Origin of the sequence: Arthrobacter sp. H41, assembly GCF_000520535.1 — a bacterium.
Lineage (GTDB): Bacteria > Actinomycetota > Actinomycetes > Actinomycetales > Micrococcaceae > Arthrobacter_D.
Map to the genome: position 1 here is coordinate 1 of NZ_KI914824.1, position 12,067 is coordinate 12,067.

Sequence of the window (12,067 nt, forward strand, 5' to 3'; positions counted from 1 at the left end):
GGACGTGCAGTGCCTTGGGGTGGAGGTCCGTTGCGACGGCGGCGAGCGCATTGCGGGCGGAGCGGAGATTCGCCCGGCGCTCGGCGCCGTCCGACGTGGACAGGGCGCGGCTCAGCACGTCCACTCCATCGGCGGTGTCCTCGAGCGCCTGGCTGAGGGAGGCGATGGCCTCGTCGGTCAGTGCGGCGTGGTTGATGACGGAGGTGAGGCGGCGCGAGAACACCCTGCTGTTGCGGATGGCGAGGTCGATCGAGTCGATCGAGCCGCCGAGAGAGCCGAGTTCGCTCCGGTGCCGCCAATATGGAGGGGAGATTCGCGCGATTTCCTTCGCGGCCCGCATGCTGCTCGTCAGCCGGTCGAGTTCGGGCTGGCATGCCCTGGCGCGCACCAGGGCATGCCACGCTGCTGTCGCGTCACTCGAGGTCAGCGCCGACGCGTTCTCCCGCAGCACGCCCGCCAGTTCATCGAGGAGTCCGCGCACATTCGTCTTGGGTTCACGGCGGGGATCACGGGGCACGATGATCGTGATCACCAGCGCAAACAGCCCGCCGACTATCGCGTCCGCACTCCGCGTGAACGGACCCCCTTCGGGCGCCGGCAGCAGTACCACGAGCAGCGACTGCAGGCCGAGCTGGGTGGTGAAGATGGTGCCGCTGTCGAGGAACCGGGCCAGCAGGATCGACACGAACAGTACGACGGCGGCCTGCCAGAGTCCCGTTCCGAAGAGGGTCAGCAGCAGGTCCCCCAGGGCGATCCCGAGGGTGCAGCCCAGCCCCACCTCTAGCACGCGGCGCAGCCGTGGGTCGCGCGAAAAGCCGAGCGCGATCATCGAGGACGTGGCGGCGAACAGGGGACCGTCGTGCCCGAGCACCTGCTCGGCGAACGCATAGGCGCCCACCGCGCACACGGTCATCTGCAGGGCGGTCACCACCGAGGAGGAACTGCGCTTGAGCCCTACCCGTGTCCTGGTGCGCAGGAACGAGCGGAAGGCAGTCAGTCCCTTGCGCGGCGGCATGCCCCCAGTCTAGGAGCCATCCCCGGACGCCACCTCGCCGTCGGGTGAACATAATGGCCAAGGGCCGTTCACCTTCCGTTCACTTTCCTTGGGCAGTCTCGTTACCTGCGGCGCATAACTTCGAGAATGTACAAGAACGCGTATCTCCCGATTCGGGTGCGACTGACGCACGACTAGACAAAACCCTGGAAGGGGCAACATTTCGTGAAGGCTCTTCGTTTTGGCCGCGCAGCGGCAGTAATCTCCGTAGCTGCGCTGGCGCTGACGGCCTGCGGTTCTGACAACGCGACAAATCAGCCTGAACTGGCAGGCGGAGCAACCTCCGCGGCCGCCGAGGTGACGGGAACCCTGACGGGCGCCGGATCATCCGCCCAGAACGCCGCGATGACCGCGTGGAAGGCAGGCTTCCAGGCGATGCACAGCGGAGCGAACATCCAGTACTCCCCGGACGGATCAGGGGCCGGCCGTGACGCTTTCCTTGCCGAGGGCGTTCAGTTCGCCGGTTCGGACGCCTACCTCGACGACGAAGAGTACGAGGCGTCGAAGGAAGTCTGCGGGCCCGACGGCGCGATCAACATCCCCGCGTACGTCTCTCCGATCGCCGTCGCGTTCAACCTCCCCGGCGTCGACTCACTGAACCTCGACGCCGCCACGATCGCCTCCATCTTCCGCGGTGAGATCTCGACCTGGAACGACGACGCCATCGCATCCCAGAACGAGGGCGTGGAACTTCCGGATACCCCCATCACCGTGGTGCACCGTGCCGATGAATCGGGCACCACGGAGAACTTCACCGAATACCTCGCCGCTGCCGCACCGGAGGTCTGGACGGACGAGGCGTCGGGCGACTGGCCGGCGGAGATCGTGGCCGAGAACGCCCAGGGCACCAACGGCGTGGTCTCGACCACCACGGCCACCGAGGGCGCCATCACCTATACCGACGCTTCCGCCGTCGGTGATCTCGGCCAGGCCCATGTGAAGGTGGGCGAAGAGTACGTGGAACTGAGCTCCGAAGCCGCCGCACGGGCCGTCGAGGTCGCCACTCCCGTGGAGGGCCGGGCGGACACCGACATGTCCCTTGATCTCGATCGGGACACCACCGAATCCGGCGCCTACCCCGTGGTGCTCGTGTCCTACCACATCTACTGCACCACCTACGAGGATCAGGAGACGGTGGACCTCGCCAAGGCCTTCGGATCCTACGCCATCAGCGAGCAGGGCCAGGAAGACGCCGCCAGCTCCGCAGGCAACGCTCCCATCTCCGAGGCGCTGCGGGAACAGGCCCAGCAGGCGATCGATTCGATCGCCGTCGCTTCCTAGTGCTTCCCGCGCTGACCCGCCCGGGGAAACGTACCGGGCGGGTCAGCTCAGCTTGTAATGCCGCCGAAGACCGTGAAAACTTACCGAAGCAGCGCCATCATCCGTTCTGAAGGGTTCCCAGTGTCAACCAACAGTCTGACCAGCACGGGGCGAGCCGGCGATTCAGGAGACAAGATCTTCTCCGGAGCCACGCTTGCCGCAGGCGGCCTGATACTGGCGGTCCTCTTCAGTGTTGCCGTCTTCCTGCTCGTCCAGGCGCTTCCGACGTTCAGTGCGGACCCCGCGGAAATCACCGGCGGTGCAGGTTTCGGCTCGTACATCCTGCCGATCGTCATCGGCACCGTCATCGCCGCGGCCATCGCCCTGCTGATCGCGACGCCGCTCGGTATCGGCGTCGCACTCTTCATCTCCCACTATGCGCCCCGGCGCCTGGCGCAGATCTTCGGATACGTCATCGACCTGCTGGCAGCGATTCCCTCGGTGGTGTACGGCGCATGGGGCTACGCCGTCCTGGCTCCGCAGCTCGCCATCGCCTACGCCTGGCTCGCCGAGTACCTGGGCTGGATCCCGATCTTCGAAGGCCCCGCCAGCCAGACGGGCCGGACCATGCTCACTGCGGGCATTGTGCTCGCCGTCATGGTGCTGCCGATCATCACGTCGCTGAGCCGGGAAATTTTCCTCCAGACGCCCAACCTGCATGAGGAGGCAGCCCTCGCCATGGGGGCCACGCGGTGGGAGATGATCCGCATGGCGGTCCTCCCGTTCGCCCGGCCCGGCATCATCAGCGCGGCAATGCTGGGCCTCGGCAGGGCGCTGGGAGAAACCATGGCCGTTGCCCTGGTGCTGTCCGGAGGTGCGCTCCAGGCGAGCCTGATCCAGTCCGGCAACCAGACCATTGCCGCCGAGATCGCGCTCAATTTCCCGGAGGCGTTCGGCCTGCGTCTGAGTGAGCTGATCGCGGCAGGACTGGTCCTGTTCGTCATCACCCTGGCCGTCAACATCATCGCGCGCTGGATCATCAGCCGCCACAAGGAATTCTCGGGGGCGAACTGACATGACCAGCGCAACACTAAGCCGTCGCAAGTCCCAGCTGACCAAGGGAAGGCTGCCGCGCTACGCGGTATGGGTGGTTCTTGCCGCCGCCGTCGTCCTCGCCGCTGCCGTGTCGGCCCTCGTGGGCTTCAGCATCGTTACCTGGGCGGTGTTCGCGGCAGTATTCTTCGTCGTCGGCGCAACTCTCGTCACTGCCACGGTGGAGGGCGGACGCAAGGCAACGGACTCCCTGGCCACCTACCTTGTCTACGGCTGTTTCCTGCTGGCGCTGCTCCCGCTCCTCTCGGTGATCTGGACCGTCCTCGAGCGGGGGCTGCCCGGCATCTCCTATGACTTCCTGTTCACCTCGATGAACGGCGTGACGGGAGCGGTCGACAACAGTGCCGCCGAGAACGGGACGCCCGTGCTCGGCGGCGCCTACCACGCCGTGATCGGCACCCTGCAGATCACCCTGTGGGCCACGCTGATCTCGGTTCCGGTCGGCCTGCTGGCAGCCATCTACCTCATCGAGTACGGTACGGGCGGACCGCTGACGCGCGCCATCACCTTCTTCGTCGACGTCATGACCGGCATTCCATCCATCGTGGCCGGCCTTTTCGCCGCAGCGCTCTTCGGGCTCCTGTTCGGGCCGGGCACGCGAACGGGTTTCGTGGCCGCCGTCGCGCTCTCCGTCCTGATGATTCCCGTGGTGGTCCGATCCACCGAGGAGATGCTGAAGATCGTTCCCAACGAGCTACGGGAGGCGTCCTACGCGCTCGGGGTCCGGAAGTGGCGGACCATCATGAAGGTTGTCATTCCCACTGCCATTTCGGGTATCGCCTCCGGCGTAACCCTCGCCATCGCACGCGTGATCGGCGAGACTGCACCTATTCTGGTGACGGCGGGGTTTGCCAGCGCCATCAACTGGAACGTCTTCAGCGGATGGATGAGCACCCTTCCGACGTTCATCTACTACCAGATCCTCACTCCGACGTCGCCGACGAATATCGACGCAAGTACGCAGCGCGCATGGGCCGCCGCCCTCCTGTTGATCCTCATGGTGATGCTCCTGAACCTGGTGGCCCGTTTCGTCGCCCGCATGTTCGCGCCCAAGACCAGCCGCTGAGAACCCGCGGCAACAACCGATAAGGATCACATGTCCAAGCGAATCGACGTCAAGGACCTCAATGTCTACTACAGCAAGTTCCTTGCCGTGGAGGACGTCAACATCAACATCGAAGCCCGGTCCGTCACCGCTTTCATCGGCCCGTCGGGCTGCGGCAAGTCCACGTTCCTGCGCACCCTCAACCGGATGCACGAGGTCATCCCCGGGGCCCGTGTGGAGGGTGAGGTGCTGCTCGACGGTGACAACCTCTATGACGCGGCGGTGGATCCCGTAACGGTGCGCAGCCAGATCGGAATGGTGTTCCAGCGCCCCAACCCCTTTCCCACCATGTCCATCCGTGACAACGTGCTGGCCGGGGTGAAGCTGAACAACAGACGGATCAGCAAATCCGACGCCGATGCCCTGGTGGAGAAGTCGCTGCAGGGCGCGAACCTCTGGAACGAGGTCAAGGACCGCCTGGGACGTCCGGGATCCGGCCTTTCGGGAGGCCAGCAGCAGCGCCTCTGCATTGCGCGGGCCATCGCGGTTTCGCCGCAGGTGATCCTCATGGATGAACCGTGCTCGGCCCTCGACCCGATCTCCACCCTCGCCATCGAGGATCTCATCAACGAACTGAAGAACGAGTACACAGTGGTGATCGTGACCCACAATATGCAGCAGGCAGCGCGCGTCTCGGACAAGACGGCGTTCTTCAACATCGCGGGCACCGGTAAGCCGGGCAAGCTGATCGAATACGGTGAGACCGCGGCCATCTTCAGCAAGCCCGCCGAGAAGGCCACCGAGGACTACGTGTCCGGGCGGTTCGGATAGGCGCCGCCGGCGCACCGAAGCAGTACCCGGCGCTACAGCAGCGGGCTGAGTGCCAGGAAGAAAATTCCTCCGAGGAGCGCCGTCACCGGGGCGGTACCGAGCCATACCGCGAGAATCCGGACCAGTTCGGGCCGGTGCAGCGTGGAGAATCGCTGGTTGGCGCCGGCGCCGATGATCGCCGAGGTCATCGTGTGGGTGCTGGAGAGCGGCATCTGCAGGGAGATCGCCCCGACGAAGAGCATCGCCGAGCTGACGCCCTGGGCCGTCATCCCCCGAAGCGGATCGATGTGGACCAGCCGGTGCGCGAGCGTGTGGGTGATGCGCCACCCCCCGAACAGCGAGCCTGTGGCAAGGAGGACGGCGGCGAACACCTGGACCCACAGGGGCATCTGCGACCCGCTCGAGTATCCTGTTCCCACCAGGGCCAGGAGAATGACCGCCATGGTCCGCTGGCCATCCTGGAGGCCGTGGCCCAGGGCGAAAGCGCCGGCGAAGACCGACTGCGCCATCCGGTTGCCCCGGTTCACCCTGCCGGGCGCACCGTGCCGGAGCAGCCAGGTCGCTGGGAAGACCATCGCGTAGGCCAGCACGTAGGCGACGACGGGGGAGAGCAGCAGCGGCAGCGCGATCTGCAGGAGCAACGTCTGTCCAGCCCCGGCCATGGCCTGGCCGTCGGTCAGTTGCGACGCGGCGCCGGCGCCGACGAGCCCGCCGAGCAGTGCGTGGGTGGACGACGACGGCTTGCCGCGGCGCCATGTGAACAACCCCCAGCACCCCGCGGACAGCAGCCCGGCAATGAGGATGACCAGTCCGGACGGGCCGGTCGGCAGGCCGATCGCTGCCTCGGTGAAGAACAGGGCGAGGGACGTGCTGAGCAGCGCACCCGTGAGGTTGAAAAGAGCCACGAGCAGGACGGCGACCGTCGGGGTCAGCGCACGGGTGCGGACAGCGGTCGCCACTGAATTCGAGACGTCGTGGAAGCCGTTGAGGAAGGCGAACCCTCCCGCGAGGCACACTACCGCTCCGAGGAGGAGGGCTTCCACCTAGGATTCCTTGACCAGGATGCTGCCCACCTGGGTGGCTACCCTGCGAATATCCTTCGTCACATCGACAAGCTGGTTGGCGACATCCCGGTGACGGGCGTAGACCAGTGGTTTGTGATCCCGAAGGAGTTCGGCGCACCAGCTGCGGTGGGTCCTCTCGGCCCGCCTGGCCAGACGGAGGATCTCGATCCAGTATTCCTCGAGTTCGTCCATCGAATCGAGCCGCTGCATCGCCACGGCTGTCAGTTCGGCCTGGCGGTTGATCACTTCCAACTGGTCGGCGGCGCGCTGGCTCAGTTTGCTCAACCGGTAGAGGGCGATGAGTTCAGCGGCGCCGTCGAGCTTCTCGATGGCCTCGTTGAGCAGGCGGGAGAGGGAGTAGAGGTCTTCGCGGGGAAGCGGGTTGATGAAGGAGGTCCGCATGGAGGTCAGGAGCGCGAAGTGCAGGTCGGTCGACGCGGCCTCGTGCTGGTGCAGTTCCTCAGCGAGGCGGTCGTACTCCTCGGTTGTTGCTCCGAGGATCGCCGACATCGTGCCCACGCCGAGAACCAGTTGCCGAGCCATCCGGGACAGGAGTTCAAGCCCTGCGTTCTCCTGCGGAAATAGGCGTAGCTTCACTAAATCTTCCTGGCATGATGCGCCCGAGGCTGTCCCTGGAGGCAGAGTAATGGCGTCGAACCGGGAGCGCCTCTCGGCGGAAGGCCGCTCGAAGCGGCTGAGTGTTGAAGCCCGGGGGTTCCACGGTCCGACGCCACTTTTAGTGTTCTACTCTGCGGCGCCCGTGTCAAGATCAGCGGGGCACAGTCGGGTCAGTCGAGTTCACCGCGGCGCCAGGACGCTGCAGCATGCTCCAGGTCCTCGGCAGTCTTGATGAGCTGGTGCGAGTTCTTCGTCAGGCGGGAGGCATGCGCCCCGTTGCCGGTCTCTGCGGCTTCGGCATGATTCGTCTGTCCGAGGGCAACCACCCGGCAGAAGGCGGCAAAGCGCTCGAGCGCGACGTCGAAATCGCCTTCGAACGCACCGGAGAGGATGGTGTCGGCCATTGCGGTCATCTCGGACGCACCCGGGGGTTCCGCCACGCCTGCCACCACCTTGGACACCTGCGCCACCTCCTTGCCGGAGGCGAAGTAGGCGGCGATCCGCTGAGGATCGCGCTGGGTCGCGGCGCGCAGCGCATACAGGCGCCACAGGGCGCCCGGCAACGAGCGGGCCGGGCTCTCCGCCCACATCTCGGCGATCGCTTCAAGGCCCTGCTGGTCGGCGAGCTCCACGAGGCGGCGGGTTATCTCCGGGTCATCACTTCCCCGGCCGTGATGCACGAGCGCGTGCGCCGACATGTGCGCTGCCTCGGAAACACGTGAGGGGTCCACCCCGCCCGCGAAGACCTCGAAATCCACGGGCGCGAACTGCTTGGGCTTGTGGGGCCGCGGACTCTTGTTCGTATATTCGCCATCCATGCAATGAGAATACTCCTGTGGACTGCCCGCCTGTAGGTTCCGTCCTGGCGCAGTGCGGGGAGCGGCGTCGGACGGACGTGCACCGGGTCCGCGGTGTTTGCGATAAAGTTAGGTGGTCGTTCCGGCTGGTATCCACCAGCGGGTTCGAGTCGGGCCTTTAGCTCAGATGGTAGAGCATCGGACTTTTAATCCGTGGGTCGAGGGTTCGAGCCCCTCAGGGCCCACTTCCTTCCGGAAGTGGAAACCCCCGCCGGCCGCGAGGCCGGTGGGGGTTTGCCTTTTAATGCGTTGTGCTTGTCACACGGCGCCTGAGTTCGAATCGTTATTTCCCCACCCGTTCCATCGACCCGATCATCGGTAGGGTTTAAGTTTCTGCAGGAAACTAATTTTGGAAGGGGTCCGATGGGGAGATTCGGGACATGGACGGTTGCGTTCGTTGCGGCAGCAGTCCTCGCGGCAGGCTCCTTCGTCCCTGCGCAGGCAGCTCCTGTCCAGGCTGTCCCCGCTCAGGCGGTCCCTGGTCAGGCTGTCCCCGTCCGGGGGCCGGCCGCCCTGGTAATCGCCCCCGAGGATCAGGGCGCGGACCGGAAGGGGATCCGGTTCGCGACCTACAACGCGAGTCTGAACCGCGCGAACCCCGGGGACCTCATCCGTGACCTCGCTGACCCCTCCGATGCGCAGGCGAAAGCCGTGGCGCAGGTCGTCCAGGCCGCCCAGCCTGACGTCCTCCTCCTCAATGAGTTCGACTACGACGCCCGGCATGAGGCAGCCGAGCTGTTCCGCACCAATTACCTGGGCGTGAGCCAGCAGGGGCAGGCCCCCGCCGACTATCCCTACATCTACACCGCGCCTTCCAATACCGGCGTGCCGAGCGGCTTCGACCTGAACAACGATGGTTCCGTCGGGGGCCCGGAGGATTCCTACGGATACGGAACGTTCGAGGGCCAGTACGGCATGGTGGTCTATTCGAAGTATCCGATCGACGAAGCGGGAGTGCGGACCTTCCAGAACTTCCGGTGGAGCGACATGCCGGACGCCCGGCTGCCCGTCGATCCGGTGGTGCGGGATGCCGGCTGGTTCTCGGCGGACGAGCTGGCCACGGTCCGGCTCTCCAGCAAGTCGCACTGGGATGTCCCGGTCACGGTGGGAAGCAGGACCGTACACGTTCTGGTGAGCCACCCGACGCCGCCGACTTTCGACGGGACGGAGGACCGCAACGGGAAGCGGAACTTCGACGAGATCCGCCTGTGGGCCGACTACATCCAGGGCGGAGAAACGGCCCGGTACATCTACGACGACGACGGCCGCTTCGGCGGCCTGGGGCGCGGCGAGCGGTTCGTCATTCTGGGTGACCAGAACAGCGACCCCCGGGACGGGGACTCGCTGCGCGGCTCGATCGACCAGTTGCTGGAGAGCAGGCTGGTCCAGGATCCCGCGCCGTCCGCCGACGGCGCGGCCGAGGCCTCGGCTCTCCAGGGTGCAGCCAACGCCGGGCACCGGGGTGATCCCCGCCATGACACAGCTGATTTCGAGGACCAGGGCGTGGGCAACCTCCGCGTCGACTACGTCCTGCCGTCAAGGACACTCAAGGTGCTGGGGTCAGGGATCTACTGGCCGAAGGTGGGCACCCCGGGGTCGGAACTCACCGGCATCTTTCCATTCCCGACGAGCGACCACAGGCTCGTCTCCGTGGACGTGTCGCTCAGGAACCAGTAAGGCGGCAAGCGACCGGCCGGCCCGGGTTGCTTAAATTGAAACTGGCTCCGCGTTCTGCGTATGGGGGAATCGCAGAATGGGGAGCCAGTGACTTCAGTATACTTCCAGGGAAGCACGATAAGTCCAATCGGAAGGGAATGATGGCCGTCACAGCCAAGGCATTCCAGCTGTGGCGCTCCCGGATCGCTCCGGATGACACCGTTTCCGACGTCTGCCGGACGGCCGGGATCAAGCGTTCCACCCTTGCGCAGCAATTGGTTCGGGGAAAAGTGTCAGTGGGCACCATCATCGCCATTGCGCGGGGATACTCGAGGGATCCTGTGCAGGCACTGGGCGAGTTCGACGGCTACCGGGACCTGGGTTTCGGCCTCCGCCCTCCGACGGATGCCGAGCTGGTGAGTCAGGTGTCCTCCATCGACATCCTGCGGTTACTGGTTGCGCGCAGCGAGGACGCGGAGCGCACCGATGAACCCATAGGGCTGGAGCTGGCACCTTTTCCCCACCGGAATTCAGTGCGGGCCTGGGTCGAGGCGATTGATCCCGGGGACCTGCGGCAGAGCCTCGCAGCCCGGACCGGCGTGGCGCGCCAGAACGTCTCGGCGCAGCTGACCGCCGGCAGGTTGAGCCCGGAGCTCGCCGTCGAGGCGGCCCGGATTGCAGGGGTGTCGCTGACGAGCGGCCTCGTGGTGACGGGGCTCCTGACTCCCGGGGAGGGCGGCTGGCCCGGGGACGCAAGGGGGCGCGCGCTGGAGGTCCTCACCGATATCGAACTTGTGCAGCTTGCGCGGGACCGCCTGGAGGTTCTTGGAAAGCAGTTGCGGAAGGCTGAGCTCGACGACGGCCAGGATCAAGCGATATGGGAGAACCTGGGATGAGCGTAGTGGCGATTCAATGGCTGGCGCTGGCGGCGTGCCTTCTGGGGGCGGCGATCCGGCTCCCCGATGTGGTTCGCGGACGCGGCAGGGTGGTGTTCACCGCCCTGCTGCTGCTGTCCGTGGCGGTGGGACTCTCCCTCGAGCCCATCTACCTTGCAGTGGATCGGCTGCTGGGCGGTGTCAACCTGGCCAACCTCGCAATCCGCCTGTGCCTGTACGCGGTTTTCGTCCTTCTGGGCGTACGGATGGTGGCCGCGTTCAAGGCACCGCGGGCACGGAAGTTCATCGTCGGCCCGCTGGGCATAGCAGTCCTGGCAGCGACGGTCGCCTTTACCGTGTACTTCTTCTTCCAGAGCGACCTTCCCTACAGTGATACGGGCCTGACAGCCTTCGCGGACCAGGAAGCAGTGGAGCACTACAGCGAGGCGGGACGGCTCTATCCGGGATACGTCGCAGCATGCCTCGTTGGCCCGGCCCTCGTCTCCGTGGTCAACAGGAATGCCCGCTTCCTTCACCGTCTGGCCGGCGCATTCCTCGCCCTGGGTTTCGGGACGGTCACGGTGTTCGCGGTGCTTGAGCTCTTCAACGTCGAGCTGGCGGCAGGGATGATCATCCTGCCCTTCAGCGCCATCCTCTGTGTGGTGCTCGGCCTCTGCCTGATCTGGTTCAGCAAACGACGCGCGGCAAGGAGCGGTGGCCGGTCGAACCTGCTCGCTCAGTAGGGCTGCCGGACGCCGCTGGGGATGGAGCACCGTGCGTGCCCGCTCGATAGTGACCGAATTGTGTCCAACTGCTGTTCACGTTTTCATCATCGTATGCAAAAATAATGAATATGTAACTGCCGCTGACCGTGGGGGGTCAGCGGATCGTTATTAAAACCAGCAGGTGCGTCCATTAGAACGGGTGGACGCACCTGCTTTTTTTTGAGAGACGCGCCGCCGGCTACTCGGCGTCGTGATCCGTTTCGATGATTTTCGCCAGTGTCTCGAGCGCGTCCTCGGCGCCGTCGCCCTCCGCACGAAGTACCACGACGTCGCCGTGCGATGCGCCGAGGCTCATGAGCGACAGGATGCTCGACGCGTCCATCGCCTCCTCCGCGGGCTCGCCCTCCAGCGCGATGGTGACTTCCAGGGGAATCTCCCCCGCCGCCTCGGCGAAGATCGAAGCGGGGCGGGCGTGCAGGCCTACGCGGCTTGCCACTGCTGCTTTGCGTTCTGCCATGGTGTGTTCCTTCTGGTTGATGGACCTACTACTGGTGGCGCCTATGCCGCTACCGCTTCAGCGGGGACCGCATCCTTCCGCCGTGCTGCGTGACGCTTGAGTGCGACGACGAGAAGTGCGGAGATGATCGTGCCCACGAGAATCGACACTATAAACATAACCACGTTGCCGATGGCGAAGAAGACGAAGATTCCGCCGTGGGGTGCCTGGGAGGTGACTCCGGTTCCCATGATCATCGCGCCGGTGACTGCTGCGCCGACCATCGAGGAGGGGATCACGCGCAGGGGATCCGCGGCTGCGAAGGGAATTGCGCCCTCCGAAATGAACGCCGCGCCCAGTAGCCAGGCCGCCTTGCCGTTCTCCCTTTCCGCTACCGAGAACCGGTTGCGGTCGATAACTGTGGCAAGGGCCATCGCCAGGGGCGGCACCATCCCGGCGGCCATGACGGCCGC

The 12,067-nt window shown here is 65.5% G+C and carries 12 protein-coding genes, 1 tRNA gene and 1 pseudogene; 8 read left to right on the forward strand and 6 right to left on the reverse strand.

Features of this window, described 5'->3' with window-relative positions; all coding sequences use genetic code 11:
* The coding region (locus Y705_RS0114100) for an FUSC family protein (RefSeq protein ID WP_026533324.1) at positions 1-1,015 on the reverse strand (1,015 nt) is incomplete at its 3' end.
* Positions 1,016-1,219: 204 nt separating this feature from the next.
* On the opposite strand from Y705_RS0114100, the gene pstS reads away from it, so the two are divergent.
* The 4 genes from pstS to pstB all read left to right on the forward strand — a co-directional run bounded on the left by pstS (position 1,220) and on the right by pstB (position 5,303).
* Entirely contained in the window at positions 1,220-2,335 is a 1,116-nt protein-coding gene (pstS, locus tag Y705_RS0114105) for a phosphate ABC transporter substrate-binding protein PstS (RefSeq protein WP_026533325.1), read from the forward strand.
* A 120-nt stretch (positions 2,336-2,455) separates the two neighbouring features.
* The gene (gene pstC / locus Y705_RS0114110; protein ID WP_026533326.1) at positions 2,456-3,388 is read left to right on the forward strand and encodes a phosphate ABC transporter permease subunit PstC; all 933 of its coding nucleotides are present in this window, start codon (positions 2,456-2,458) and stop codon (positions 3,386-3,388) included.
* 1 nt (position 3,389) lies between these two features.
* Positions 3,390-4,493: a phosphate ABC transporter permease PstA gene (pstA, locus tag Y705_RS0114115; protein WP_026533327.1), complete on the forward strand. Its 1,104-nt coding sequence runs from the start codon at positions 3,390-3,392 to the stop codon at positions 4,491-4,493.
* A gap of 30 nt (positions 4,494-4,523) precedes the next feature.
* Positions 4,524-5,303: a phosphate ABC transporter ATP-binding protein PstB gene (gene pstB / locus Y705_RS0114120; protein WP_026533328.1), complete on the forward strand. Its 780-nt coding sequence runs from the start codon at positions 4,524-4,526 to the stop codon at positions 5,301-5,303.
* Positions 5,304-5,335: 32 nt separating this feature from the next.
* Here pstB and Y705_RS0114125 read toward each other — a convergent pair whose 3' ends face one another.
* The 3 genes from Y705_RS0114125 to Y705_RS0114135 all read right to left on the reverse strand — a co-directional run bounded on the left by Y705_RS0114125 (position 5,336) and on the right by Y705_RS0114135 (position 7,803).
* Entirely contained in the window at positions 5,336-6,346 is a 1,011-nt protein-coding gene (locus tag Y705_RS0114125; RefSeq protein WP_026533329.1) for an inorganic phosphate transporter, read from the reverse strand.
* Positions 6,347-6,964 carry a DUF47 domain-containing protein gene (locus tag Y705_RS0114130; RefSeq protein WP_026533330.1) on the reverse strand — a complete coding sequence of 206 codons (618 nt, stop codon included), beginning with the start codon at positions 6,962-6,964 and terminating at the stop codon, positions 6,347-6,349.
* Positions 6,965-7,155: 191 nt separating this feature from the next.
* Positions 7,156-7,803 carry a hypothetical protein gene (locus tag Y705_RS0114135; protein ID WP_026533331.1) on the reverse strand — a complete coding sequence of 216 codons (648 nt, stop codon included), beginning with the start codon at positions 7,801-7,803 and terminating at the stop codon, positions 7,156-7,158.
* 151 nt (positions 7,804-7,954) lie between these two features.
* Between Y705_RS0114135 and Y705_RS0114140 the strand changes: the two genes are divergently transcribed.
* The 4 genes from Y705_RS0114140 (at position 7,955) to Y705_RS0114155 (ending at position 11,116) form a co-directional block, all read left to right on the forward strand.
* Positions 7,955-8,027: transfer RNA gene (locus tag Y705_RS0114140), tRNA-Lys, on the forward strand.
* Positions 8,028-8,205: 178 nt separating this feature from the next.
* A complete protein-coding gene (locus tag Y705_RS20185; RefSeq protein ID WP_081738081.1) occupies positions 8,206-9,519 on the forward strand; it encodes an endonuclease/exonuclease/phosphatase family protein in 1,314 nt (437 codons plus the stop codon).
* Positions 9,520-9,656: 137 nt separating this feature from the next.
* Complete coding sequence (locus Y705_RS0114150; RefSeq protein ID WP_343212769.1) at positions 9,657-10,394, forward strand: hypothetical protein; 738 nt, start codon at positions 9,657-9,659, stop codon at positions 10,392-10,394.
* Positions 10,391-11,116 (forward strand): hypothetical protein, encoded by a 726-nt coding sequence (locus tag Y705_RS0114155; protein ID WP_155850092.1) that lies wholly within the window; start codon positions 10,391-10,393, stop codon positions 11,114-11,116. The genes Y705_RS0114150 and Y705_RS0114155 overlap by 4 nt, the downstream gene beginning before the upstream one ends.
* Before the next feature lie 220 nt (positions 11,117-11,336).
* On the opposite strand, the gene Y705_RS0114160 is transcribed toward Y705_RS0114155, so the two are convergent.
* Positions 11,337-11,615: an HPr family phosphocarrier protein gene (locus tag Y705_RS0114160; RefSeq protein ID WP_026533334.1), complete on the reverse strand. Its 279-nt coding sequence runs from the start codon at positions 11,613-11,615 to the stop codon at positions 11,337-11,339.
* Positions 11,616-11,656: 41 nt separating this feature from the next.
* A pseudogene (locus Y705_RS20190) lies at positions 11,657-12,067 on the reverse strand (PTS lactose transporter subunit IIC); the annotation flags it as partial.